This window comes from uncultured Eudoraea sp., from assembly GCF_947258525.1.
In the GTDB taxonomy this organism is placed as follows: Bacteria; Bacteroidota; Bacteroidia; order Flavobacteriales; family Flavobacteriaceae; genus Eudoraea.
Genome location: NZ_CAMYIP010000117.1, coordinates 25119 through 51754 on the forward strand (window position 1 = coordinate 25119; position 26636 = coordinate 51754).

Genomic DNA, 26636 nt, shown 5'->3' on the forward strand with positions numbered 1-26636 from the left:
TAGCCCTAAACAGCATATAAAGTGCCATATTATGTATATCTTTGCCTTTCGAAAAAGAGGTATCCAGATGAAATTAGACAGAACATTGGAAGAACATTTTGAAGAGATAGGAAACGATCACGTATCCTCGTCAGAACAAACCCCAATGAGAAAAGATGCATTCGTTTTAAGCGAAGAAGAAAAAATTGAACGGATTCGCGAAAATGTGAGGGAAATTATGCTAACGCTGGGCCTTGACATGGAGGACGATAGTTTAAAAGGCACACCAGACAGGGTAGCAAAAATGTATGTAAAGGAAGTCTTTGGTGGTTTAGAACCAAAGAAAAAGCCGAATTCCTCAACTTTTGAGAATAAGTATAAATATGGCGAAATGTTGGTGGAAAAAAATATAACGGTTTATTCTACCTGTGAACACCATCTTCTTCCAATAGTTGGGAAAGCCCATATAGCTTACATTTCAAACGGCACTGTTGTTGGTCTTTCAAAAATGAACAGAATAGTTGATTATTTTGCCAAAAGGCCTCAGGTACAGGAGCGGCTGAACATTCAAATCGTAAAAGAACTTCAGGAAGTCCTGGGTACCAAAGATGTTGCTTGTGTAATAGACGCAAAGCATCTATGTGTAAATTCACGAGGAATACGCGATGTGGATAGTAGTACGGTAACAGCAGAATACGGTGGTAAATTTAAAGAAGAAGCCACCAGACGAGAGTTTCTTGACTATATCAACCTTGAGACAAATTTCTAATTGTATATAGCAACAATGCAATTATATAAAACCCAACGCCTTAAAGTTTACAATTCCCTTTCCAGCACCAAAGAACTATTTGAGCCGATTAATGAAGGGCATGTAGGTATGTACGTATGTGGTCCCACGGTATACAGCAATGTACATCTTGGAAACTGCCGCACTTTCATGTCTTTTGATATGATCTTTCGGTACCTCAGGCATTTGGGGTATAAGGTGCGATATGTAAGGAATATTACAGATGCAGGCCATTTGGAAGATGATGCTGATGAAGGAGAAGATAAAATTTCCAAAAAAGCCCGGTTAGAGCAAATAGAACCCATGGAGGTGGTACAGCGCTATACCGTAGATTTTCATAATATCCTTCAAAAATTTAACTTTTTACCTCCCAGCATTGAACCTACGGCAACGGGCCATATTATAGAGCAAATAGAGATTATTAAGGAAATTCTGGATAAAGGATATGCCTACGAAATTAACGATTCGGTATACTTTGATGTCAAGAAGTTTAATGAAGATTACGAATACGGTAAACTGAGCGGAAGAAAGCTGGAGGACATGATCTCCAATACCCGGGAACTTTCGGCTCAGGACGAAAAGAAAAATTCTCAGGATTTTGCCTTATGGAAAAAAGCAGAACCACAACATATTATGCGCTGGCCTTCCCCCTGGGGAGATGGATTTCCGGGATGGCATCTTGAGTGTACAGCCATGAGCACAAAATATCTAGGTGAGAATTTTGATATTCACGGTGGTGGAATGGATCTTAAATTTCCTCATCATGAATGCGAAATTGCCCAGGCAGAAGCAAGTAACGGTCATTCTCCTGTAAAATATTGGTTACATGCCAATATGCTCACCTTAAATGGTAAAAAAATGGCAAAATCTACGGGGAATAACATTCTCCCTGACGAGATTTTTACAGGTAATAACAATATACTCAGCAAAGCATTTTCTCCTTCTGTGGTTCGGTTTTTTATGATGCAGGCGCATTATACCAGTATCCTGGATTTAAGCAATGAAGCCCTGCTTGCCTCAGAAAAGGGTTATCAAAGACTCATGGAGGCAATTGCCAATCTGGGTGGCTTAAAAACCGGAACTGCTTCAGATTTTGATGTAAAGGAATGGAGGCAAAAGTGTTATGATGCAATGAATGATGATTTTAACACGCCAATTCTTATTGCAAACCTTTTTGAAGGAGTTAAACATATTAACCTCATAAAAGAGGGGAAAGAACAGCTTTCTGAGGATGATAAAAACATACTTATCGAGACCATGAATGGTTTTGTTTTTGATGTTCTTGGTTTAGAAATTAAAAATGATACTGGAAAGGATTCAGAGAAGTTATCGGGTGTTGTGGAATTATTAATTCAGTTACGCAACGAAGCACGTGCCAATAAAGATTTTGCGACTTCCGATAAAATCAGGGATCAGTTGGCCGCACTAGGTATTCAGTTAAAAGACAGCAAAGAGGGTACAACGTTTAGTGTCTCCCAATAAATTGCAATATCAATTTGGTTAGTGCATAGGGTTAACTTTCGAGAATTTCTTACGACTAACAGGGTTATAAATCAGAAATCAAATACTATACTTTAAGGTGAAAAAAATTTTAATTGCTCCTTTTATTCTTTTGGTTAGGTTCTACCAGGCCGTAATTTCACCTTTAACCCCTGCAAGTTGCCGGTATTCTCCAACATGCTCTCAGTATACGCTTGAAGCATTGCAAAAACATGGTCTTTTTAAAGGAGGCTGGCTGGCCATAAAACGAATTTTTAGCTGTAATCCCTGGGGTGGCCAAGGTTATGATCCAGTGCCCTGAACTTTTAAACTCAGCTGCAAGCATACCAAAATATAGTTATTACACCGGCACTAAATAGCATAATTGCACAAAAAAGTTAAGCTGTTATTTGCCTTTAGTCTCTGTTCAATTTTCTTATCTTAGTCGCTTAAAATTTTCACTATGTACTTTTTAGGAATTATATGGAATCCTGATGATACCCTTTTCAAAATTGGCGTATTGCAGATTAAATACTACAACCTTTCATGGATAGTAGCCTTTGCACTGGGTTGGTATATAATGAAAAAGATTTTTTTAAACGAAAAGAAATCCCTTGAACAACTAGATTCACTGTTTATTTATACAGTTCTGTCTACAATGCTTGGAGCACGTCTGGGACATGTCTTTTTTTACGACTGGCCTTATTACAAAAATCATCTTGTGGAAATTCTGCTCCCTATAAAAGAACGAGCCGGAAGTACGTTGTTTGGAATTATCAATGGTTATGAATTTACTGGTTTTACCGGCCTGGCAAGCCATGGCGCGGCGATAGGTATAATTATCGGCATGTACCTTTTAAGCAGGAAATACAAAGACATGAAAATGCTATGGGTTTTAGACAGGGTGGTTATTACCGTTGCTATAGGAGCATTTTTCGTAAGATTGGGCAATTTCTTTAACTCCGAGATAAATGGCAAGATCACAGATGAAAACTTTATTTTTGCCACTAAATTTGTTCGGGATTCGGATGATATGCCGGCTGGATCCGTGTTACAAATTACCAAAGAAGAAACGGTTAATGCGGCATATGCAGCTTTGGAAAATAATCCAAAATTTGCTGAATATTTTAGTGCGATCCCTTTCAGGCATCCCGCTCAATTGTATGAAGGTGTTGCTTATATATTTGTTTTTCTGATCCTGTACTATTTCTACTGGAAGACCGACAAAAAAAATCGATCCGGATTTTTATTTGGATTATTCCTCGTATTACTCTGGACCATCCGATTCTTTGTTGAATTTGTAAAGAAAAGCCAGGGTGGCTTTGAAGAAACTTTGGGGTCATTATCAACCGGTCAATGGTTGAGTATTCCTTTTATTCTTGTGGGGCTTTATTTCATGTTCAGGAAAAAAGGCACAACTACCTAGAACACGCTATACCGGCAATTAATAGTATGAAAAAACTAAAATTTTATGGTTTTATTCTTATCACTACGGCCTTTCTGCTAGGTGGTTGTAAGGAAACCCCTAAAAGTGCCGTTAAAACAGAGCCTATCACCTTTACAAAAGAGGGAGAGCTAAGCATCTATAAAGCACAGTCAGACTCATTAATTGTCAGCTACAGTATTGAAATTGCTGAAACTGACTATGAAACTCAAACAGGGCTTATGTATCGTGAGTCCATGGAAACGGATCAGGGAATGTTCTTTATCTTTCCGGATGTTTTGTATCATTCCTTTTATATGAAAAACACAAAAATTCCTCTCGATCTTATTTTTATTGACCAGGAATTGAAGATAGCCAGTTATAAGGAAAATGCGCAACCCATGGATGAGACGGGCCTGTCTTCCGAAGTCCCTGTTCAATATGTACTGGAACTAAATGCCGGTCAACGCGAAAAATATTCTCTGGAAATTGGTGATCGCATTGAGTTTATAAGAATGAAATAGAGGTAATATGAACTTACTACTTGAAGGGGAGGAAAGCAAACGGCTTATTTTCCGAAAAGTTTCCAAGACAGATTTTACTGCCTGGCTACCATTTCATGAGGAACCCTTAAGTTCAAAATATTTTGCAGGTGAAATTTTTGAGCCGGAAGTGGCATGCAAGAATTGGTTCACTATGGTATTTACCCGATATGAAAATAATTTAGGAGGCCTCAACGCCCTTATAAGCAAACAGGATGGGAAACTTGTGGGAATGTGCGGTTTGTTGATTCAAACTGTAGACGAGATCCTGGAACTGGAAATTGGCTATTCTATATTACCTGAATACTGGGGAAAGGGATATGCTACGGAGGCTGCCAAAAAATGCAAGGCTTATGCCTTTGAACACAATCTTTCGGATTCCATAATTTCAATCATACACATAGATAATATTGGGTCTCAAAAAGTAGCCATAAATAATGGGATGCACCTTGATAAGACGACCAGTTACAAAGGTATCCCGGTTCATATTTTTAGGATATTCTCGGGTGTATCCTAAGTTTTAGGAAATTTTCGACAAAAACCAATCAAGAAGATTATTCCTTTTTTGAACAGGTGCTCAACCCAAAAGGAGCATACAGCGGACAAAAACTGACAAAACTAGTAAGGATAAATACGGCCGCCAGAACTAATAAAACAATACCCCATATCCCGGTTACCGTATTTGTAAAATAGAGAACGATAAAAATAGCTGCTAAAATAAATCGTATAGTACGATCTGTAGAACCCATGTTCTTTTTCATAGTATTTAATTTTAATTAAACATAAAGTCAAAGAAAAAAACCAGGCCTGTTATTAAGCCCAAACAAATGGTACAAACCTGTATTAGCTTTATTACCTTTTTACTCATAGAATAAAATTTGCTTCTGGAGGGACTCTAAATATATAAAGTTAAAATTCCTTAACCAATTTAATTAATAATTTTAGTGATCAAACTTTTAGTACCTATCTGCTATATTTGCTTAAAACCCGTATCCAGGCTATTATGACCCATATACAACACTGGGCTGTATTTGTAGATAATCAATCCAATAAACAAGGCTTAATTAAGCATTTGCTCACTCAGGATAACCCACCACCAGAATTAGAAGCCTTAAAAGGACTAAAAGGTGCATTATTCTCCAAATTGGCCTTAGACAATTTTATCGAAGAAGAAGTAAGGCATGATCAAAAGCTGCTTACACCTTCAACCTCCCAAAGCCTTCAATCTATGAGCAGTGGGGAACGTAAAAAGGCCCTTCTAAATTATCTTTTAGAGACAAAACCCAATTTCCTGATCCTGGATAACCCATTTGATAATCTGGACAGGGATTCACAAAAACAGCTCAAAACAATTTTGGCAAATATATCGGGCCACGTCCTTATTGTTCAATTTATAAGCAGGTCTGTTGATCTGCTTCCATTTATAACAAATTATGCTTGTCTCCATTTCAATGAATTCTTTGTAATCAAAGACTTATCCAAAATAGAACCAAAAAATAGAAAGGTTTTTTACAGAAGTGTTCCACAGGCCCTGAATTCTTTGAATTATGCCCATGAGTATTTAGTGAGTTTTAAAAATGTCTCCGTAAACTACGAAGAGAAACCAATTCTCAAAAATATTAACTGGAAGATCAGAACCGGAGAATTTTGGGAACTGGCGGGTAAAAACGGAAGTGGTAAAACTACGATCCTTTCAATGGTTACAGGAGATAACCCAAAGGCCTACGGACAGGACATAATCCTGTTTGGTTCCAGAAAAGGGAGCGGAGAAAGCGTTTGGGATATCAAAAAAAATATCGGCTACTTTACCCCGGCCATGGTAGACAGATTCCGGGGCTATCACAGTCTGGAAAATATGTTGATCTCAGGTCTTTTAGACTCCATTGGACTATATATTAAACCAAGTGAGGCCCAACTGCGGGTAGCAAGAGAATGGCTGGCTTTGGTAAATATGGAAGACAAGAAAGACAGTTATTTTCATGACCTAAGTCTTGGTCAGCAACGACTTATTATGTGTGCCAGGGCAATGATCAAACATCCCTTACTATTAATATTGGATGAACCAACTGCCGGTTTGGATGATGCAAGTGCTGCCCTTGTAGTTACTCTGGTAAATAAAATGGCGCAAGAAAGCCAGACATCAATAGTTTTTGTATCACATAGGAAAGAACCGGAGTTAAAGGCTCATTTTATTTATCAGTTGGAATTAACACCTGAAGGATCTGTAGGTAAGGTATTGGATAAATAATAATTGATTTAAAAGGTTTACAAGTGAAGCGATGGTAAAATGCCATCAGCTGGCGTTCGTAATCCTTTATTTCTTAAGGAAATGTGAAAAAAGGATGCTGATACCAAAATAAATGACTTAAATACTTAATTTGAAGGATATTCACGTACCTTTGCGGCTAATTTAATATATAATCATGAGTAACGGTACAGTAAAATTTTTCAACAACGCCAAAGGATTTGGTTTTATCACTCCGGATGAAGGAGACACGAAGAGATATCAGAGGGAGATAAAGTTAGCTACGATCTAGAAGAAAGCCCTAAAGGTTTAAACGCAATAAATGTTGAGGTAGTTTAATCCTGAATATTTAACGAATTTTATTTAAAAGCCTGTCTTATTAGACGGGCTTTTTTTGTTTACAACCTAAAAAAAACCGCAAAGCTTACTGAGAAGTTTGCGGTTTTAATAAGTATTAATATTTGTTAGACTTTTTTCTCTGCCAATATTTTTTTGCGGAGTGTATCAAACATTACCGGTGTAGCAATAAACAATGAAGAGTATGTACCTATTATTACTCCAATGATCATCGCAAACATGAATCCTCTCAAAGACTCCCCTCCAAATACAAAAATGGACAATAGCACGACAAGAGTTGTAAGAGAGGTATTCAGGGTTCTGCTTAATGTGCTGTTTAAAGCGTTATCGATATTATCTCCACCTTTCCAGCCATGATCACCAACCATTTCCCTGATACGGTCGAAAACCACCACGGTATCATTCAGGGAATAACCGATTACTGTTAAAATTGCCGCGATAAATGCCTGGTCTACTTCCATACTAAAAGGCATTATTTTACTGGTCAGTGAAAAGATACCCAATACAATCAATACATCATGGAAGACCGCTACAACGGCTCCCAAGGAATACTGCCATTTACGGAAACGAAGCAAAATATACAGAAAGACTATAGCTAATGAACCGAAGATGGCCCAAAGTGCATTTTTCTTGATATCATCTGCGATCGTAGGTCCTACCTTTCGGTACTTAAGTACTCCAATATCGCCATTGGTCCCACCAGGTATAAAGTCTTCGTATGTGGCTCCATCCGGTAAATATTTTTGGAGAGATGTATATAATATCCCTAATATTTCATCATCTACTTCTGTTCCCTGAACATCTACCTTATACTTGGTTGTAACCATAATCTGGTTAGCATCACCAAAAGTCTTTGCGCTGGCACTTCCTAAAGATTCAGATAACTCATTGGTTATTTCAGAAGGATTGACAGGGTTTACAAATCGTATCTGGTAATTTCGTCCCCCTACAAAATCGACACCCTCGTCCAATCCCTGAGTTGTTAAAGAGAATAGTCCAACAGCCACCAATATAAATGAAAGGACATAGGATATTTTACGTTTACTCAGGAACCTAATATTCAAATTCTTAAACAGGTTCTTGGTGATTGCTGTAGAAAAATCAAGAGTTCTTCCTTTTCCGGATATATACCAATCTACCAATAACCTGGTAATAAAAATTGCAGTAAACAAAGAAGTTAGAATACCAATAATCAAGGTTGTAGCAAATCCTTTAATAGGTCCACTTCCAAAAATCAATAATATAATTGCGGTAAGTCCGGTTGTTACGTTTGCATCGAGAATAGATGACAAGGCATTTGCAAAACCATCTGAGATGGCCTGTCCTTTACCTTTTCCTTTAGCTAATTCTTCCTTGATCCGTTCAAAAATCAGAACATTAGCATCAACAGACATACCTATGGTCAATACAATACCTGCAATACCAGGTAAAGTAAGTACTGCCCCTAAACTGGCTAATACGCCAAAGATGAGAACAATATTAAAGACTAAAGCGATATCTGCAAAAATCCCGGCCTTACCGTAATAGAAGATCATCCATATTAAAACAAAAACCATAGCAATAAGAAAGGACATAAAGCCACTATCTATGGCTTCCTGACCTAAGGAAGGACCAACTACAAAAGAATCAATAATCTCCGCAGAAGCCGGTAATTTACCCGCCCTTAGCACATTGGCAATATCTTTGGTTTCATTTACTGTAAAAGTTCCGGTAATTTCAGAACTACCTCCGGATATTCCACCTACCTGAGAAACCCCGGGCGCTGTATATACTTTATTGTCCAGAACAATTGCTATTCCCGTATTATTAAGGTTAGCCTCACTGGTTAGTTTTTCCCAAAGCTTGGCACCTTTTACGTTCATATCCATGCCCACAGCCGGCCTGTTAAACTGGTCGAATTGGTCCCTGGCATCACTCACCACATCACCACTAATTCTAGGAGTATTGTCGCGGTTAGATTTAAGAGCATATAAAGATGCTACTTCAGAATCTATGGTTGGACGCTCCCACAAAAATTTTGTGAATTGAACATCTGCCGGTAATAAGCGTCTGATCTCCGGCATACGAAGGTAGGAGCCTATTTCGGCTGTATCCTTAATAGCAGCAATACCCACAGCAAAACCGGGGGCATTTAATTGTAACTTTTCAAACAACGGATTTCTCTCCGTGGCAAGATCCAAAGAATCCTGGGTTACGTCTGAAAGTAATGAATCTATTTCAGATTCTTCCTTATCCACTGTTTCTTCTTCTGTATCCTCAACCAAGGTTTTCAATTCTTCGTTGGCCTGGATAAAGAAATTTATAAGACTTTGATTTCCGGGTTCATAGGTTTCCCAGAACTCCAATTGTGCTGTACTGGACAGAAGGTCCTGTGCTCTTGCTATATCTCTTGCTCCTGGTAATTCTACTAAAATTCTTCCTGATTTACCTTCGCGTTGGATGTTCGGTTGAGTAACTCCAAAACCATCAATTCGTTCGCGCAAGACTTCGAATGCAGAAACAACGGATTCATCAATTTTTCGTCGGATAATAGGCTTTACCTCATCATCGGTCATTTGAAAATTAACCTCATCACTTAAGCCTTTATTAGCAAATATATCCGGAGAAGCCAATTTTGCATCTCCTTTGATATTATCAAAAGCTTCGAAAAACAGTTCTATATAGGTCTCATCGCTGTCCTTAGAAGCTGCGTCAGCATCAGCCAGTGCCTTATTAAAGATGGGGTTTTTGGTATTATCTGCTAGGCCTTTCAGGATATCTTTTACTGATATCTGGAGTGTTACATTGATACCTCCTTTGAGATCCAGACCCTTATTCAGTTCCTTTTTCTTCGCATCGTCATAACTGGTATAACCCAAAATAGGATTTCCTCCAATGGAATCTAAATAAGTAGCTTCAACCGCTTCTCTTTTGGCCACATAATCCTCTTCTGACGGCGATACAGCAGATGTTGCAAACAAGGTTGCGTCTTTTTCTACCTTAGCGGTAATAAATGTATAGGAAAGTTGATAGATACTTACCAGTCCGAACAAGAAAGCAAATAGCTTTATAAGTCCTTTATTCTGCATGGTTTAATTGATTTTTTGATGGAATTTGTAAACAGCGTGCAAATATATCATTTCCCTTAAGAACTGACAATTTATTTACAGTATTTGTCTGGATATGAAAGTTGTTGTGGCCTTTGTATTTAACGCTTTATTTTATTCCTCTGATGAAATTTCAATTGTAATTCAATCATAATCTCAAGATTTTTGCAGGCTTGAAATACTACAAAAAATTCTTTACGACTAAACTCCCCATAAAAAAAAGCATCACCTGGGTGATGCTTTTTTAATTTCAAAATAAATAGTCTTAACTAAACGTCCAGAAGCCCGTTTGTATTTCTAACACCTACAGCGCTCTCCTGCATTTTAGCTTTTTCGGTATCACTTAGGGGAATATCTACTATTTTTTCAATACCATTTTTTCCAAGTAATACGGGAACACCAATACAGATATCGCTTAAACCATATTCACCGTCCAACAAAGTAGAACAGGGAAACATCTTTTTTTGATCACAGGCAATGGCCTGTGCTAATGATGAAACCGCGGCACCAGGTGCATACCAGGCGCTGGTTCCAAGAAGTTTAGTAAGTGTGGCGCCACCAACTTTTGTGTCTTCCACAACCTGTTTGAGTCGGTCTTCAGTTAAAAATTCAGAAACTTTTACGCTATTCCTTGCAGCCTGACTTGCAAGAGGCACCATTCCGGTATCGCTGTGCCCGCCAATTACCATTCCATCAATATCTGAAATAGGAGCGTCCAGAGCTTCGGCCAAACGATATTTAAATCTTGCGCTGTCTAGCGCCCCTCCCATACCAATAATTTTGTTCTTAGGAAGATTTGTACTCTTATGTACCAAATAGGTCATGGTATCCATTGGATTACTAACCACAATTAAAATAACATTTGGTGAATGTTCTAAAAGACTTGAAGCAACAGTTTTCACTATGCCTGCATTAATACCAATCAGCTCCTCACGAGTCATCCCTGGTTTTCGGGGAATACCTGATGTGATCACCGCAATATCGCTATCAGCTGTTTTTGAATAATCTCCTGTAGTCCCGGTAATGGTTGTATCAAAACCGTTAAGTGAAGCCGTTTGCATAAGATCCATAGCCTTTCCTTCTGCATAGCCTTCCTTGATATCAAGCAAAACAACTTCTGAAGCAAAATTTTTAATTGCGATATACTCGGCACAACTAGCACCAACAGCACCCGCTCCAACTACTGTAATTTTCATAATTTACTATATTTTAAAGTGATTGATAAGACCAACAAAATTACAGAATTTTAACAGATTTAAGAACTCATTACCGACATATATTTTCCTTTAAATTATGGATTTCAGCTAAAGTTTTTTATAATAATGTTAAAATAAAATGCAATTCATCGAAGAATATCTAATTCAAGTGTATTACATCGATTTTTAACAATACCTCTTTTATAATAGGCGTTAGAAATACCAATAGATCCCAAATCTAAAACCTACTAAAATTGAAAAAGCTTTTTTCATTTATGGCGATAGTTGCTATTGTATTAGCCAGCAACTGTTCCAGAATCCCAGAAAACAATGATCCGGTAATCGGTATTTGGTACAGGGTTGATGTTATCAGCTCCGGTGAAACCAATAAACAAACTGTCCGACAAGAATGGATATTCAATGATGTGTATTTAGGAAGGTACCAAAAATACAATGGTCCTGTTCTGGACTTCAAAACTGATTTTAGCTGGGAAGCAGAGGAAGGCGTTTACACAATTTCTTATCCGGGAACGGATATGACCAAAGATGTTGTGAGCATGAAAGAATCTCCGGAAGGAATGTTACTGGAGAATGTAAAAGGTGAAATCCTGGCAAAACGAGAGTAATTCCCCAATTTTTTTTCCATATAGTTACGAAAAGCAGCCCTTTTAAAGGGCTGCTTTTTAATTTAAAATATTATCATGAAAAAATAGCTCGGAGACATTTGCATTCATACTAAATAAAAAAACCCGAAGTTTTCACTTCGGGACTTTTGCTTTTAAATGCTAGTTGTTATACATCAATATTCGCGTAAACAGCATTTTTCTCAATAAATTCCCTTCTTGGAGGAACTTCGTCTCCCATTAGCATAGAAAAGATCCTGTCTGCTTCGGTAGCGTTATCAATTGTTACCTGTCTTAATGTTCTAAACTCAGGATTCATAGTAGTATCCCAGAGTTGTTCTGCATTCATTTCTCCCAAACCTTTATAGCGCTGTATTGGAGCACTACCTCCAAAACTCTCAACAATCTCATCTCGTTCCTTATCACTCCACGCGTAACGTTTTTTACTGCCTTTTTTTACAAGATAAAGCGGTGGTGTTGCAATAAAGACATGGCCTCCTTCTATTAGTTCACGCATATAGCGAAAGAAAAAGGTAAGTATCAATGTTTCTATATGACTCCCATCTACATCCGCATCACACATAATAACCACTTTATGGTAGCGTAATTTCTCCAGATTCAAGGCTTTGCTATCCTCTTCCGTTCCTATAGTTACTCCAAGTGCTGTGTATATGTTCTTTATTTCTTCATTTTCAAAAACCTTATGCTGCATGGCTTTTTCCACATTTAGGATTTTACCACGTAAAGGTAATATGGCCTGAAAATTTCTGTCCCGACCCTGTTTTGCTGTTCCACCTGCAGAATCACCCTCTACAAGAAAAACTTCGCATAAACTCGGATCCTGCTCAGAACAATCAGATAATTTTCCCGGTAAACCTCCAATACTCATTACCGTTTTCCGCTGCACCATTTCCCTGGCCTTTGTAGCAGCATGGCGTGCTTGCGCAGCAAGAATCACTTTTTGTACAATTATTTTGGCATCATCCGGATGTTCCTCCAGATAATTGGTAAGCATTTCAGACACTGCCTGGCTAACCGCTGAAGAAACTTCCCTGTTTCCAAGCTTTGTCTTGGTTTGACCTTCAAACTGAGGTTCCCCAACCTTTACCGAAATAATCGCTGTAAGACCCTCTCTGAAATCATCGCCTGCAACTTCAAATTTCACCTTGTCCAACATTCCGGAATTATCTGCATATTTCTTTAGCGTTGAGGTAAGCCCTCTCCTAAATCCAGAAAGATGTGTTCCACCTTCATGGGTATTAATATTATTAACATAGGAATGCAAATTTTCAGTATAGCTACTGTTGTAGATCATAGCAATCTCAACAGGAATACCATTTTTTTCACCTTCCATGGCTATAACATCCCGAATTAAAGGTTCTCTATTGCTATCTAAAAAAGCAACAAATTCTTTTAACCCCTCATCTGAATAAAAGGTATCAGATACAAAATTACCTTCATCATCCTTATGTCGCCTGTCTGTAATACTAATTGTAACCCCCTTATTTAAATAGGAAAGTTCCCTCATTCTGTTGGAAAGGGTTTCATAACTGTATTCAATGGTTTGCGTAAATATTTCAGAATCCGGGTGAAAAGTCACTATAGTACCCGTTTCCTTTGATTCTCCAACGCTTTTAACAGGATAAAGTGATTTTCCTCTTTCGTATTCCTGTTCCCATATCTTTCCGTCTCTGTGAACGGAAGCTTTTAAATGATCTGAGAGCGCATTTACTACAGAAACACCTACGCCGTGCAAACCACCTGAAACCTTATATGAATCTTTGTCAAATTTACCTCCCGCACCAATTTTGGTCATTACTACTTCCAGTGCAGATATACCTTCTTTCTTGTGGATATCCACCGGTATACCCCTACCATTATCTTTGGTAGTAATTGAATTATCTTCATTAATGGTAACCTCAATAGCATCACAATGTCCTCCCATTGCTTCATCAATTGAGTTATCCACAACTTCATAAACCAAATGATGTAATCCTCTGACACCTATATCTCCAATATACATGGATGGCCTCATTCGCACATGTTCAATCCCTTCTAATGCCTGAATACTGTCAGCTGAATATTCTTTGTTTTTAGCTTCTTCGCTCATACTATAATTTAAGTATATAATTTAATTTTTTGCAATCTTACAAATATAGGTAATACCCTATAAAATATAGTGTTGGTGAATATATGTAGTACTTAAGTTATCAACAATTTAACAACAATTTGTGATACGTTTAACCATTCACAGTGTTTTGGTAATTATCATGACATTTGTTAGGTATTTTTGGCCCTGTACTGCTTACTTTTGTACCATCTTTACTAAAATTAAATAAGCATGGCAGATTCCAGGACGGCTTCATTAAAACTAATGTCTCATATACAGAAAGTAGTAGACGTTCAAAGCAGGGTTATCTACTTTCTAATGAGTATTATTTCTTCTTTCGCACTCACTTACGCGCTTTATGAAGCTACCATGGATCAGGCCCAAATCTATGTGCTTTTTCTCTTATTTCTGTCTATTGGCCTTTGGATTACAGAGGCTATTCCTCCATTTGCTGTTGGTTTACTGGTTTTTGGATTCCTGATTTTTGCAATGAACAGCTACTATTCTCAAATAGACCCAGCAAATGTTCAATCTCATTATATAGGTTACATAAATTCCTGGTCGAGTAGTGTTATCTGGCTTATGCTTGGGGGATTTTTTATGGCAGAGGCCATGAGTAAAACAAAATTGGATAAGGAGGTTTTCAGAATTTCTATTTCCAGATTTGGAACAACACCCAAATATGTATTACTCGGTTTAATGCTTACAACTGCACTTTTCTCCATGATCATGTCTAATACAGCTACTACTGCCATGATGATAGCTTCTGTATTACCATTTATCAATACTCTTGACAAGGATTCTCCTTTCTCCAAAGCCATTCTAATAGGTATTGCAGGTTCTGCTTCTCTTGGGGGCATGGGTACCCTAATTGGCTCTCCTCCAAATGCTATAGCCGTGGAAGCCTTAAATAACAACGGAATTGATATTGGGTTTTTGGAATGGATGATTGTAGGGTTTCCACTAGCTATAATACTTACTTTATTATTTTGGATAGTTCTTACCAAAAAATATATCCCCAGAAAAAAAAGAATAGTTATTGAACTTGAAGAAGAAACTTATGATAAAAATGACACCAATTACAAGTTTGATAGAATTAAGAAGCGCATTGTACTTGCCGTTCTGTCCATTACACTACTTCTATGGCTAACGGAGAAAGTTCACGGGATACCTGCTTCTGTTGTGTCCTTACTTCCCATTATTTTGCTCACAATGACAGGTATTATCAACGGAGATGATGTTCGTAGGCTCCCTTGGGATACATTGATGTTAGTAGCGGGTGGGCTTGCACTTGGACTGGCAATAAAAGAAACTGGTCTTGCAAGCTTTTACGTAGAAAAAATACAGCAATATGATCTTAATTTCTTCGCCCTCGTAATAGCTTTTGGCTTCTTAACGGTAATAATGTCCAATATTATGAGTAATACGGCAACAGCCACAATATTGATCCCCATAAGTATAATCCTGACTTTCAATAACCCAATAGTATTACCACTTGTAATCGGTTTATGCGCATCCACTGCATTGTTTCTGCCAATATCTACTCCTCCGAATGCCATTGCCTATAGTACAGATAAATTGGAACAAAAAGATTTTAGATTCGGCGGTATATTGATTGGTATGGTTGGACCATTAATCATAACGGCACTAGTGATGCTTATTTTTATGGTTCTTTACAAAGTATACTAGTTGTCTTGTAAAACTTTGGGCATTTAACTCTGGTGGTATTTGGCGGGATTAATTCATTTAACAACAGAAGCACCAATATATTGGTGCTTCCTTCTGACTAATTAATAATTCAATAGCTACTTCTTATTAAAAAGAAGGTTTCGTAAACAGAATTTCAGTATTTCTGAAATAAAGTTTTTACTATTCATAAGCATCATCGTGAACATTAGCAACAGCGCGTCCTGATGGATCATTCATATTTTTAAAGGCCTCATCCCATTCCAGAGCAATTTTGGTACTGCAAGCAACTGATGGCTCCTGTGGTACAGACCATGCAGCCGCATCGCTCGGGAAATGCCCCTCGAATATAGATCTGTAATAAAATTCTTCTTTGGTAGTCGGAGTTTGAATGGGGTATCTGAATTTGGCATTTGTTAATTGTTCATCAGACACTTCCTTGTCAACAACTTCCTTTAAAGTATCTATCCAGCTATACCCAACGCCATCAGAAAATTGTTCTTTTTGCCTCCACGCAACACTTTCGGGCAAAACAGATTCAAATGCCTTACGCACCACCCATTTTTCCATTCGTTCCCCATTTATCATTTTGTCTTTTGGATTAATTCGCATTGCTACATCCATAAATTCTTTGTCCAGAAAGGGAACCCTGCCTTCAATTCCCCAGGCGGCCAGGGATTTATTGGCCCTTAAGCAATCATACATATGCAGCTTTGTCAATTTCCTGACAGTCTCTTCATGGAAGTCTTTGGGACTCGGTGCTTTGTGAAAATACAAGTACCCACCAAATAATTCATCTGCTCCTTCACCGGAGAGTACCATTTTAATACCCATAGATTTTATTACCCGAGCCATGAGATACATAGGTGTTGATGCCCTAATAGTAGTAATATCGTAGGTTTCCAGATTATAAATTACATCCTTAATGGCGTCAAGACCTTCCTGTATAGTAAACTTAATTTCATGATGGACTGTACCAATATGATCTGCAACTATCTGTGCGGCTGCGAGATCCGGGGATCCTTCTAATCCTACAGAAAATGAATGCAATTGCGGCCACCAGGCATCTTTGGTATCATCAGACTCTATTCTTTTTTGTGAATACTTTTTCGCTATTGCAGAGGTAACTGAAGAATCAAGACCTCCTGAAAGTAAAACACCGTAAGGTACATCAGACATAAGTTGTCTATGGACGGCGGCTTCTAACGCATCCCGTATTTCGTCAATACTTGTCTGGTTTTCCTTTACTGCTTCATAATCCATCCAATCCCTTTTGTACCATCTTTTTGGTTCTCCATCACTGCTGTGCAAATAGTGCCCCGGTGGGAAAAGTTCTATTTTGGTACATGTACCTTCCAAAGCCTTAAGCTCTGATGCAACATAGAAAGTCCCATTTTTATCCCAGCCCATATATAATGGAATTATACCCATATGATCTCTGGCTATAAAATATTCATCCTTCTCTGAATCATAAATGGCAAAACCAAATATTCCATTCATATCGTCGAGAAATTCATGACCTTTTTTCTGGTATAAAGCAAGAATAACTTCACAGTCTGATTGTGTACTGAAATTGTACACACCTTCAAATTGTTTTCTTAATTCCTGGTGGTTATAAATTTCACCATTGGCAGCTAAAACAAGTTTCTGGTCTTCACTGAATAACGGTTGTTTACCGGATGCAGGGTCTACAATTGCAAGACGCTCATGCGCCAATATAGCCTTCTGGTTTGCATAGATTCCGCTCCAATCCGGACCTCGATGTCTTACTTTCTTGGACATTTCCAATAATTGGGGTCTCAGGGTTTCTGTACTTTCCTTTAAATTAAATGCACATACTATTCCACACATTGTCTTTATTTTATATTAATTATTAGGCAAAGATGTCTATTTATTCGTTAAATTGAAACATAAATAGGTAATTTAATTTCAATTTGTTACTATTTTAATAATAATTGATATAATTATTAATCAATATCCTTAATATGGCAGTCTTGAACAAACAGATTGTAAGCAGCTAAAATTTTAACGACTTTTTATAAGACCTCAATGGGTTTACTAATTAGATTTGACGAATATAAAAACAAACACAATTATGAAAAAAGTATTGACATTAACTATCATGGCATTAGCCGTAGTTTTTACAAATGAAATTAACGCACAAGATTTTAGCGGAATGGATAAAAGTCCGGCAGATATTGCTTCATATCCTTCCAGCTACAAAGTTTCCGATAAATTAATAAAGGTTGTATATAGCAGACCACAGTTAAAGGATAGGTCGCTTTCTCAACTTGCCCCAGAAGGTAAAGTTTGGAGAACAGGTGCTAACGAAGCGGCTGAAATTATACTTTATAAAGACATGATGTTTGGTGACACTGCTGTGAAAGCAGGTACTTATTCCCTTTTCACTGTACCGGGAGGATCTGAATGGACTGTAATTTTAAATAGCAAATTAAATCAGTGGGGAGCTTATTCCTATGATGAGTCTGCAGATGTAGCACGTGCAAAAGCATCTGTGAGTACAGGAGGAGATTCCCTGGAAGCATTTTCAATTGCTTTCAAAGAAGTAGATAGTGGAGTTCATATGGTAATGGGATGGGGCACTACCAGAGTTGCCGTTCCATTTAGCTTAAGTATGTAATTGACCTATAATAATAGAGTAAAAAGCCGAAGTACAAGACTTCGGCTTTTTTTGTTTAAAATTTGATAGGATTTATTCCGTAGTACCTCAAATTCGTCGATTTCCTACAAGAGTAAAAGTGCCGTCCGGCGTATAGGTTTCACCACTAAATGAATCCCCGTCCATAATAAGGGAAACATCAACACTGCTACCTTCTATATCCACTGAGAATGTAAGTTTGTTTTTATCGACCTTTACATTATCCGCAGGTAGTTTTCCGCCCGGCATCTCCAATGCCACAGAATATACCCTCTTTTTTCTGGAAACATGTAATATCCCGGAACTATACTCCATTGGTACATCTTTAACTAAATAATCCCAACTTCCAGTCCATTTCTTTTTTTTTATTGGAATGGTTGAAACCGTTTCAAGATCATTTGTATCGCAAATTTCAAGGGAATATCCGTTAGAAAATATTAATAAAACCACTATAAGGCCGAAATTCTTTAAAATAGTTTTCATTTGAAAAGTTATTAAATTTATACCTAAATGTACAGCAATTTTTTTAAGTAAGAATTAGTCCTTTTTGGAAATAACAAATGCCACACGCCTGTTCTTTTGCCTACCCTCTTCCGTGTCATTGCTTGCTATAGGCGCTATGCCACCATGACCTTTCCAACTTATCCTATCTTCCGAAAGTCCCAGCTCTAATAGATACTGTGCAACGGCTGAACAACGCCTATCTGACAAATACTGATTATATGCTTTAGTGCCAATATTATCAGTATGACCATCTACTTTTATCTGAAGCGATTTGTTTGCATCCAGATAGTTATAGATTTTTTGAACATCTGTTTTGGCGGAGTCTAATAACCTAAATTCATCAAAATTGAATAGTACGTTTTTAAAAATATGGATTTTATCGAGTTCGTAATCTTCGGTCACAAGATCCGCATCGTACTTTGAATTTACCAAAGTCTCAGATAATGGTACCGGATGTAAGACAACCATATCCAGGTAATAATAGGCGCCTTGTTTTGCTCCTCTTTTTGTCTTAAACTTTCTGGTACCGGCATTATTTTTAAAATTGCCGATTATCAAATAATTTTCGATTCCCTTAGCTTCAAATCTGGTGCTCACCAATACCCAATCTCTGGTGTCTCTATAAAAATTTGTATATCCAATTTCCATAGAATTATACGAGTTACCTTCAACTTTATACCTATGCATTTTGGAAAGTTCTTTCTTTATATCAAGGGATAATTTTTCCTTCGAAAACAATACCCCAAAATCCTTTACGGCAAAATCAGAACGTTCTGCTAGACTGATATAAAAAGAAACCTGATAGGTTTTACCTTTCTCAAGGGTTTGAGTAAGAGGCACCTGCACATATTCCCTATAATCATCCGGGGCATATAGATAAATTCCGGCATATCCCTTGCCAAAATCAGAGGGTTGAGTACCATTGAAATTTTCAGGTGTGCCCATAATAGTACTGCAACTATTAAAATAGTCTGTAGAACCTTTTGTTGGCGTACTCCAATGGGTGACATCAGATTCAAAATTGCCCAGACGTGCCGGGCATGCTTCGTACTGCTCAAAACTGGGATTTTGAATCAGGTTTTGAGACAGCAGAGATGTACTGCACCAAAAGAAGGCTAGTAACAAGCGGTATGTATACTTTGCAATCAAAAGAGCGGGGCTATTTACTTCATTCTAAAATAAGAAATAATCCTCAAGTATAGCGTTTATGCCGTTTAACAGTGTCTTTAGCAGATGATTGATCTAAATTCTCCCCAATTTTTTGTAAAGTGGATTAAAAATCAAACTTGTAGGATACCCCGGCTAATACCTGTAAACTCTGTACTCTAAAATTCGCCCAGCGCTGGTATGCATTATTTGCAATATTATTTGCCCTGGCAAAAACGGAAAGATGCTCGTTTACATGATATCCAACATGGGCATTTACATCAAAAAAACTATCTAAAGTTATCACAGTAGAAGGAAAATCTGCCGGCAGAGCATTTTCTACCACCTGGGCACTTAAATCCTGACGCTCTCCCACATAAAATAAATTTGCACCAAGAAACCATTTTTCTCCAATCTGGTAATCCAAAAGTAATGATCCTTTAACATCGGGAAGGTTCCATGCAGGATTGTTGGTTTCGGTATTATAATCAAATAGTTCAAGGTTTAATCCAAGCGTGAAATCCCTGTTTATATCCAAATTCAATTCAGCAAATAACCCAAGGGTTTTAATATCATCATAAAATATTTCAAATGAATTCCCGTAATAATATCCTTTTTCATCATCCCTGAAATCATTAAGAGGATTTAGTTTATAGAGGGGTTTTCTGTTTTCCGCTCTATAAAATCCTTTTACATTGTAGCTCAGACTAGGTAGTAATTGTCCCTTTATTCCCAGAAATCCATCATACTGTCTGTCTGTAGGGAGTATTGTCAGTGTGGGTGAAACAAAAGGATTTTCGTTTACAAAACTATAATATGAATTTTGATCTAATCCCCCTTCAACCCCTCCATAGGCAATAACCGAATCATCTAATAATCTGTATGAGGCTGTTATCTGAGGATATATATAAAAATTACTATCACTTTGCTCTGTGTCTAATCCATAAACCAGTGAAACCCCAAAATTCAAGGTATATCTATCCCCGGATAAGACCAAATTAGGATTTGCGCCAATTTGCATCTGCCCGTAATCTATCCCCAACAGGTTCGTTGAGCTATTAATACTGGAATTTTTAAAACTCCCCCCTACATAGTCAAAAAGCACATTTAAGGTCACTATTTCGGAAGAAACCGGAAACTGAAATTTTGGCTTCAACAAGAATCTATTCTCACCGGAATCAACAGCATCCCAAAACCTTCGGTATAATACTTCCCCTCCTGAAAAAAAAGATTCTTCCATCTGGAGCTGAGCACCGGCTTCAAGGCCAAAATAATTTTGTCTTTCATCAATTGTACTAATTGTGGCTTCATCAAATATGCCTTCGGGAAGCCCATACCAATTGTATTTCTGATGTTGAAATCCAATATCAGCGCGCCAATTCAAATCCCGCCCTTTTTGGTTATATGAAGCATTCAATTTTGTATTGTAAAAATCGGTGTCCAGCAATACATCTTCCAGGTCTGCTCTTGAGGAGCGATGATTAAGTCCGAAATCCACTCTTTTATTACCCCTGTCTATGTCCCGGCTTGTATAAAAGTCCGCGAGGGCGTTGCTGAAATTCCCAATACTAACAGAAGCATAGGAATTATATAATTTTTCCGGTTTGGCCTTTTGCACTGCAGACGCCTTACCCTTGGCCGGAGTAAAAGTTGATGCTACGGGTATGGAGAAAATACTGTAATTAATTTTCTTTTTTTGAAGAACGATAGAATCATTTAGGTTTGGAATTGATTTAACCTTGAAGGCATCCGAAACTGTTGGTGAATATGGCCTTACCACGGTTACTGTTTCCGTGCCAATGTCTTTTTCGTCTTGGGCCGATAAGAATTGTACCAGACCAATTAAAGCGATTATCGTTATTTTTAGTTCCCTTTGCATATGGTGTTCTTAACTATTTAGTTGCCATCCGGAACAATGGATGAATTTCGTTGTGCTTCTTTCGATTTTATTATGGCCAATTCCCCCTTGGCGTCAGCCACGATCTGATCATAATCGCCAAAATTTGCAATTACACTTTCCAAAATATAGGTTGCCTGATACGCGTCATCGAGGGCATAATAATTCTTTGCCATAATAATCAGACCCTTACCCCCCCATTCTTTAAAGGCCGCATAATCTCTTGCCAATTTTTGCACTGAATTATTTGATTCCTCAAAAGAACCGGCTTCTTGTTTAAAATAAGCGTCATAGTATAAAGCTTCTGCGGCTAATCCTCCACTGGCAATTTTCAAAACTTCGGCATAGGCCATCTCTGCTCTTTCTTCATTTCCGGTAGCTATAGCAGATCTTGCGATCATGATTTGTGCATCACTTTTAATTCTATCGTCTATATTTTCTGTTTCCAATACCTTTTCTGCATAAGATATAGTCTGGTCATAATTATTTTGCTCGTAATACCCCTTCATAAGATTTGATTGGGCAAAGGTTCTGTTCTGTGGAATATCTGCAATTGATTCTAATCGCTGCAGAAATGGAAGCGCAGAGGTATAGTTTTTATTTCCAATATAAATCTCACATACCCTGGTAAGGGCCTGTTCTGAATATTCACTGGCACCACTGTTTGCAACATATGTATAAGCCGGAAGCGCCTTATCTTTATCTCCTTTCGCAAAATATAACTGGGCTAGCTTAAAATTGGCATTTATAGCATGTAATCCGTTTGGGAAATCTCTGATATAGTTTTCATATCCCTTAATTGCCGCTTCTTTCCTGCCCTGGAGGTTTTGTTTATCGGCGGATTCATAACTGGCATTATCCAGTTCGGTGTCAGACACCTCAACAAAATCTAATCCTTCTACCCATCGGGCAAACTCACTAACCTGACCGGTATCTACATAAATTAGTTTAGCTGTAGCTACCGCCTGAATTGCTTCCTGTGAGTTGGGGTAATCGCGTACTACTGTTTTAAACTTGCTTAAAGCCAATTCATTTTTGCTGGAATTATAAAACACAAGTCCTTGTCTTAGCAATGCCCGGGGTACCAAAGTGCTTCCTGGATAATCTTTAATTAACCGGTCATAAGTTTCCAATCCGATTGCCTCCTGGTTTTCTTTAATATAGGAATTGCCCAATTCAAATAAGGCATCATCTTTTAAACTGGATTTGGAATACCTTGAAATAAAACCGTTGAGTTCCTCAATTTTTGTAGCACTCCTATCAATAAAACCGTAACTAATAGCTTTTTGAAAAGCTGCATAGTCCTTCTCCGAACTGGCAGATTGCAAAACTTTATTATAGGATTCAATAGCAGGCCAGTATTTGCTTGTTACGAAATAACAATCGCCCAGGCGCACATTTGCATCATTTTTTTTGTCGATATCCGCTCCTTTATCGGCATATGCCTTGTAATAAGAAATTGCATTATTGTAGTCTTTTAGTTTAAAATAGGTATACCCCAGGTTATAATCTAAATCATTGGCTTCTTCTGTAAGCGATGCCGAAGGATTACTTTTAAATAGAAGAAAGTCGGCAAGGGCATCCTCAAAAGCGTTTAGCAAATATTGCGATTCTGCCTTCCAATATCTTGCACGTGCTTCGAACAATCTATCAGGTGCATTATTTAAGGATTTGGTGAACAAGGCATGTGCAGATGCATAATCTGTTTCCATAAACAGTTCAACGCCTCGATAGAAGGTTACCTTCTGATAGGTTGCTTTACTGGCGAAACTACTATTCTCTTCTAATAAGGCCAGGGCCCCTTCAAAGTTCTTAGAGGTAATATAGGAATCAACCAATAATTCCTGTATTTCCTTGGAATGAGTATCATTGGGATAAGTTTCCAGATAAGCGGACAGCACTTTTGGAACCGCTTCATACGGATTCCCAATTTCATAGCTCAATCGTGCATAATTAAGATAAGCATCCTTTTGAATTTCAGCATTAAACTCCATCTGGGAAGCATTTCTGAAAGCATTCAATGCTTCCTGCTTCTTTTCAAGGTTCAAATAACATTCTGCCAAATGGTAATATGCATTTTGAGCAACTCCATTATTTCCATCAATTATTTTATTGAATTGGCCAATGGCGTTTGCGTAGTCTTCTTGTTTATAGTAACAATAGCCTAATAAATAGTGATCGGTATTGCTCCACCTGCCACGTTTCCCCTTATAAGATTCCAAATAGGGTATTGCATTTGCATATTGCTGCAAATTAAAATAACTCTCTCCAATAATTTTGTTTAGTTCAGAAACTTCCTGCCGGTCAGATTTTGTTAATTGTGATTTAGCCAGTTCTATTGCCTCCTCAAATTTTCCAAGCTTGAAATTCATATCAGCCTGATAATAAGAAAGCTTCTCGCTTAGCAATTCCTGATCTGCTATCTGGTCAAAACGTTCATTAGCGCCCTCATAATCATCTTGCTGATAGGCTATATACCCTAGATAATATTTGGCCTGAGAGCCATAGGTGGCCGAGGTGGTTACCCTGCTTAAAAAACGTTCTGCCTCTTTGGGTTTTTTAGAACTGAACAAGGAATACCCCATATTAAAATTGAACCGGTCTTTTTCCTGATCCGAAATAGAATTTTGGTCTACCTTTTTATACCACTTCAGGGCATAAGGGTATTTTCCATTTTCAAAATAATAGTCAGCAACATCCATAAAAGCAGAATTTCTTTTAGTGGAAGTTGGATAGTTGGCTACAAAGCTTTCCATTAATCTGTCTGCTCCAAGCTGGTTTAGTCTTACTGCGGCGTTAGCCACGTAATAGGCACTATTGGCTTCTGTTTCAAAATCTGTGGTACTAGTCTGTACTTTTTCAAAGATGGTCTGAGCTGCCTGATATTGCTTATTATTGTACAAAGCCAGGGCGTCCTGATACTGTTTTTGATGATGTGTATAAATTTTTGATTCCTGGGTATATCCGGAAATAACAAAAACAATGAAATACAGAAGTAAGGCGGTTTTTTTCTTTCGCATAATGTTCTCTAGCTGTTAAGAAGTACCGTAATTTTCCATAATAACGTCAAATATTGTAACGAAGTATATCAGACAACTAAATAATAGAAATTTACTTCTTGTAAGCTCTAATTAAGCAGGAACTTATTACTTTTATATCAACATTTAAAATATGACTGAAAGTATTCTGAATCTGAAAGATGTAGCGGTTTTCCAAAAGGATAACATGGTGCTCAACGAAATTTCCCTTGAGGTAAAAAAAGGTGAGTTTGTATATCTGATCGGTAAAACCGGAAGTGGTAAAAGCAGTCTTATGAAAACCCTTTACGCAGATCTTCCGCTATTAGAAGGAAATGGGCGAATAGTAGGGTTCAACCTGAAAACACTTGAAGAAAAGGATATCCCTTTTTTAAGACGCAAACTTGGGATAGTTTTCCAGGATTTTAAATTGCTACCGGATAGAAATGTAAACAAAAATCTGTTGTTCGTACTTAAAGCTACCGGTTGGAAGGATCCGGAAAAAATGGATGCCAAAATTGAGGAAGTGTTGGATAAGGTGGGAATGAAGACCAAGGGTTTTAAATTCCCACATGAATTATCTGGCGGGGAACAGCAGCGAATTGCTATCGCAAGGGCATTGTTAAATGATCCGGAAATTATTCTTGCCGATGAACCCACCGGTAACCTGGATCCTCAAACAAGCGTGGAGGTGATGAAAGTACTTCAGGAAATAAATAAGGCCGGGAGAACCATCCTCATGGCTACCCATGATTATGCTTTGCTGCTTAAATATCCCTCCAAAACCCTGAAATGTGATGGGGCCAAAGTATTCGAAGTTGTTCAGAAAGCAGTATAGAATTCGAAGACTTCAAACAACTTCAAAACCATTTCCTTACCAATAATTAATTGGGGTTTTACAAAATAAATATGCTATATTTAACAAGATGTAGCAGCATGACTATTATGAGAGGGTAAATCTGGTAAACCAGAAAGTTCGGCTTAGCAGATTTTATAGTTGAATATAAACTGCTGTTATATCAATTAAATCAACCTAACAAACTAATAATGAAAATAACTAAAGTATTATTTGCCTCCGCCCTGCTCCTTACATTTTCGTGTAAGCAGGAAAAACCCAAACAGGATGTAGCAGAAGCAATTGAAATCCGCCAATGGAAACCTGAAGACACCAGAAGTTTAACAGGCCTCACAGTTGAACGAGGACTTAAAGAAAAAACTACACTTGCTACTCCCGGATATGTAATGATTGTACCCCCGGAAAGTACCAAATCACATCTAATTAATCTCGATGGCGAAGTGGTTCATAGCTGGGTAGGGGAATTAGCTATAGTTAATAACTATTTAAAAGAGAATGGTAACCTTGTTAGGTTAGAAGTTGATCCGGACTTCCCAACATTCGCAGCAGGAGGACAAGCAGGAAGAATAAGGGAATACGACTGGGATGGGAATATCTTGTGGGATTTTGAATGGGCGGATGAGGATGAACTTATACATCATGATATTGAATTAATGCCTAACGGGAATATTCTGGCCATTTCTTACGAAGCCAAATCCCAGGAAGAGGCTATTGCTGCGGGAAGAGACCCTGAACACGTTACCAAAGCCGGACTTTGGCCAGACAAAATCATAGAAATAAAGCCATCCGGAAAGACCGGCGGTGAAATTGTATGGGAATGGCATATGTGGGATCATTTGGTTCAAGACCAGGACCCTACAAAAAACAACTATGGGGTTTTGGCTGAAAATCCACGTAAAATAAACTTTAATGTATTTTCGGAAATATTACCCCCAATGACCGAAGAACAGGTGCAACAAGGGATAAAAATGGGCATGATGACGGCAAATGCCACTCCGGATAACCAGCATTCCGACTTTACCCATACTAATGCTATTGCCTATA

General features: G+C 37.8%; 21 protein-coding genes and 1 pseudogene. 13 read left to right on the forward strand and 9 right to left on the reverse strand.

What is annotated here, in order from left to right:
• Positions 1-67: 67 nt before the first annotated feature.
• From folE to Q0X89_RS08765, 6 genes are all read left to right on the forward strand, one after another.
• A complete protein-coding gene (folE, locus tag Q0X89_RS08740) occupies positions 68-748 on the forward strand; it encodes a GTP cyclohydrolase I FolE (RefSeq protein ID WP_297693204.1) in 681 nt (226 codons plus the stop codon).
• Between the two features lie 15 nt (positions 749-763).
• Complete coding sequence (gene cysS / locus Q0X89_RS08745) at positions 764-2248, forward strand: cysteine--tRNA ligase (RefSeq protein WP_297693207.1); 1485 nt, start codon at positions 764-766, stop codon at positions 2246-2248.
• Positions 2249-2345: 97 nt separating this feature from the next.
• A complete protein-coding gene (yidD, locus tag Q0X89_RS08750; RefSeq protein ID WP_297693209.1) occupies positions 2346-2567 on the forward strand; it encodes a membrane protein insertion efficiency factor YidD in 222 nt (73 codons plus the stop codon).
• Positions 2568-2708: 141 nt separating this feature from the next.
• The gene (gene lgt, locus Q0X89_RS08755; RefSeq protein WP_297693211.1) at positions 2709-3671 is read left to right on the forward strand and encodes a prolipoprotein diacylglyceryl transferase; all 963 of its coding nucleotides are present in this window, start codon (positions 2709-2711) and stop codon (positions 3669-3671) included.
• A 26-nt stretch (positions 3672-3697) separates the two neighbouring features.
• The gene (locus Q0X89_RS08760; RefSeq protein ID WP_297693213.1) at positions 3698-4192 is read left to right on the forward strand and encodes a DUF192 domain-containing protein; all 495 of its coding nucleotides are present in this window, start codon (positions 3698-3700) and stop codon (positions 4190-4192) included.
• A 7-nt stretch (positions 4193-4199) separates the two neighbouring features.
• Complete coding sequence (locus tag Q0X89_RS08765) at positions 4200-4727, forward strand: GNAT family N-acetyltransferase (protein WP_297693215.1); 528 nt, start codon at positions 4200-4202, stop codon at positions 4725-4727.
• 37 nt (positions 4728-4764) lie between these two features.
• On the opposite strand, the gene Q0X89_RS08770 is transcribed toward Q0X89_RS08765, so the two are convergent.
• Positions 4765-4971 carry a DUF2892 domain-containing protein gene (locus Q0X89_RS08770; RefSeq protein WP_297693217.1) on the reverse strand — a complete coding sequence of 69 codons (207 nt, stop codon included), beginning with the start codon at positions 4969-4971 and terminating at the stop codon, positions 4765-4767.
• 242 nt (positions 4972-5213) lie between these two features.
• Between Q0X89_RS08770 and Q0X89_RS08775 the strand changes: the two genes are divergently transcribed.
• Entirely contained in the window at positions 5214-6458 is a 1245-nt protein-coding gene (locus Q0X89_RS08775) for an ATP-binding cassette domain-containing protein (RefSeq protein WP_297693219.1), read from the forward strand.
• Positions 6459-6633: 175 nt separating this feature from the next.
• Positions 6634-6794, forward strand: a pseudogene (locus tag Q0X89_RS08780) (cold-shock protein).
• Between the two features lie 125 nt (positions 6795-6919).
• Here the strand turns inward: Q0X89_RS08780 and secDF are convergent.
• Both secDF and Q0X89_RS08790 read right to left on the reverse strand, forming a co-directional pair.
• Positions 6920-9880 carry a protein translocase subunit SecDF gene (gene secDF, locus Q0X89_RS08785; protein ID WP_297693221.1) on the reverse strand — a complete coding sequence of 987 codons (2961 nt, stop codon included), beginning with the start codon at positions 9878-9880 and terminating at the stop codon, positions 6920-6922.
• A gap of 287 nt (positions 9881-10167) precedes the next feature.
• Positions 10168-11094 (reverse strand): malate dehydrogenase, encoded by a 927-nt coding sequence (locus Q0X89_RS08790; protein WP_297693224.1) that lies wholly within the window; start codon positions 11092-11094, stop codon positions 10168-10170.
• Between the two features lie 254 nt (positions 11095-11348).
• Between Q0X89_RS08790 and Q0X89_RS08795 the strand changes: the two genes are divergently transcribed.
• Positions 11349-11720, forward strand: a complete 372-nt coding sequence (locus tag Q0X89_RS08795; protein ID WP_297693226.1) for a hypothetical protein — start codon at positions 11349-11351, stop codon at positions 11718-11720.
• 166 nt (positions 11721-11886) lie between these two features.
• On the opposite strand, the gene gyrB is transcribed toward Q0X89_RS08795, so the two are convergent.
• Entirely contained in the window at positions 11887-13827 is a 1941-nt protein-coding gene (gyrB, locus tag Q0X89_RS08800) for a DNA topoisomerase (ATP-hydrolyzing) subunit B (protein ID WP_297693228.1), read from the reverse strand.
• Positions 13828-14058: 231 nt separating this feature from the next.
• Between gyrB and Q0X89_RS08805 the strand changes: the two genes are divergently transcribed.
• Positions 14059-15516 carry a DASS family sodium-coupled anion symporter gene (locus Q0X89_RS08805; RefSeq protein ID WP_297693230.1) on the forward strand — a complete coding sequence of 486 codons (1458 nt, stop codon included), beginning with the start codon at positions 14059-14061 and terminating at the stop codon, positions 15514-15516.
• 180 nt (positions 15517-15696) lie between these two features.
• On the opposite strand, the gene asnB is transcribed toward Q0X89_RS08805, so the two are convergent.
• Positions 15697-17364, reverse strand: a complete 1668-nt coding sequence (gene asnB, locus Q0X89_RS08810) for an asparagine synthase B (protein ID WP_297693232.1) — start codon at positions 17362-17364, stop codon at positions 15697-15699.
• A 244-nt stretch (positions 17365-17608) separates the two neighbouring features.
• Between asnB and Q0X89_RS08815 the strand changes: the two genes are divergently transcribed.
• Positions 17609-18154 (forward strand): DUF2911 domain-containing protein, encoded by a 546-nt coding sequence (locus tag Q0X89_RS08815; RefSeq protein WP_297693234.1) that lies wholly within the window; start codon positions 17609-17611, stop codon positions 18152-18154.
• An 87-nt stretch (positions 18155-18241) separates the two neighbouring features.
• Here the strand turns inward: Q0X89_RS08815 and Q0X89_RS08820 are convergent, their stop codons facing one another.
• The 4 genes from Q0X89_RS08820 to Q0X89_RS08835 form a co-directional block, all read right to left on the reverse strand.
• A complete protein-coding gene (locus Q0X89_RS08820) occupies positions 18242-18655 on the reverse strand; it encodes a hypothetical protein (protein ID WP_297693236.1) in 414 nt (137 codons plus the stop codon).
• Positions 18656-18709: 54 nt separating this feature from the next.
• Complete coding sequence (locus Q0X89_RS08825; protein WP_297693238.1) at positions 18710-19801, reverse strand: OmpA family protein; 1092 nt, start codon at positions 19799-19801, stop codon at positions 18710-18712.
• A gap of 148 nt (positions 19802-19949) precedes the next feature.
• Positions 19950-21701 (reverse strand): TonB-dependent receptor, encoded by a 1752-nt coding sequence (locus tag Q0X89_RS08830; protein ID WP_297693240.1) that lies wholly within the window; start codon positions 21699-21701, stop codon positions 19950-19952.
• 17 nt (positions 21702-21718) lie between these two features.
• Entirely contained in the window at positions 21719-24739 is a 3021-nt protein-coding gene (locus tag Q0X89_RS08835) for a tetratricopeptide repeat protein (RefSeq protein ID WP_297693242.1), read from the reverse strand.
• Between the two features lie 151 nt (positions 24740-24890).
• Between Q0X89_RS08835 and Q0X89_RS08840 the strand changes: the two genes are divergently transcribed.
• Positions 24891-25574 (forward strand): cell division ATP-binding protein FtsE, encoded by a 684-nt coding sequence (locus tag Q0X89_RS08840; protein ID WP_297693244.1) that lies wholly within the window; start codon positions 24891-24893, stop codon positions 25572-25574.
• 209 nt (positions 25575-25783) lie between these two features.
• Positions 25784-26636, forward strand: an 853-nt coding sequence (locus Q0X89_RS08845; protein ID WP_297693246.1) for an aryl-sulfate sulfotransferase, incomplete at its 3' end; no start/stop codon positions are given.

Bases quoted from the DNA above. Each gene is read 5' to 3' on its own strand.
- Q0X89_RS08775 (WP_297693219.1), top strand. From the start codon at position 5,214: ATGACCCATATACAACACTGGGCTGTATTTGTAGATAATCAATCCAAT.
- Q0X89_RS08820 (WP_297693236.1), bottom strand. From the start codon at position 18,655: ATGAAAACTATTTTAAAGAATTTCGGCCTTATAGTGGTTTTATTAATA.
- Q0X89_RS08765 (WP_297693215.1), top strand. From the start codon at position 4,200: ATGAACTTACTACTTGAAGGGGAGGAAAGCAAACGGCTTATTTTCCGA.
- Q0X89_RS08815 (WP_297693234.1), top strand. From the start codon at position 17,609: ATGAAAAAAGTATTGACATTAACTATCATGGCATTAGCCGTAGTTTTT.
- cysS (WP_297693207.1), top strand. From the start codon at position 764: ATGCAATTATATAAAACCCAACGCCTTAAAGTTTACAATTCCCTTTCC.
- Q0X89_RS08790 (WP_297693224.1), bottom strand. From the start codon at position 11,094: ATGAAAATTACAGTAGTTGGAGCGGGTGCTGTTGGTGCTAGTTGTGCC.
- Q0X89_RS08805 (WP_297693230.1), top strand. From the start codon at position 14,059: ATGGCAGATTCCAGGACGGCTTCATTAAAACTAATGTCTCATATACAG.
- asnB (WP_297693232.1), bottom strand. From the start codon at position 17,364: ATGTGTGGAATAGTATGTGCATTTAATTTAAAGGAAAGTACAGAAACC.
- Q0X89_RS08830 (WP_297693240.1), bottom strand. From the start codon at position 21,701: ATGCAAAGGGAACTAAAAATAACGATAATCGCTTTAATTGGTCTGGTA.
- folE (WP_297693204.1), top strand. From the start codon at position 68: ATGAAATTAGACAGAACATTGGAAGAACATTTTGAAGAGATAGGAAAC.
- Q0X89_RS08760 (WP_297693213.1), top strand. From the start codon at position 3,698: ATGAAAAAACTAAAATTTTATGGTTTTATTCTTATCACTACGGCCTTT.
- secDF (WP_297693221.1), bottom strand. From the start codon at position 9,880: ATGCAGAATAAAGGACTTATAAAGCTATTTGCTTTCTTGTTCGGACTG.
- Q0X89_RS08770 (WP_297693217.1), bottom strand. From the start codon at position 4,971: ATGAAAAAGAACATGGGTTCTACAGATCGTACTATACGATTTATTTTA.
- Q0X89_RS08840 (WP_297693244.1), top strand. From the start codon at position 24,891: ATGACTGAAAGTATTCTGAATCTGAAAGATGTAGCGGTTTTCCAAAAG.
- Q0X89_RS08835 (WP_297693242.1), bottom strand. From the start codon at position 24,739: ATGCGAAAGAAAAAAACCGCCTTACTTCTGTATTTCATTGTTTTTGTT.
- lgt (WP_297693211.1), top strand. From the start codon at position 2,709: ATGTACTTTTTAGGAATTATATGGAATCCTGATGATACCCTTTTCAAA.
- gyrB (WP_297693228.1), bottom strand. From the start codon at position 13,827: ATGAGCGAAGAAGCTAAAAACAAAGAATATTCAGCTGACAGTATTCAG.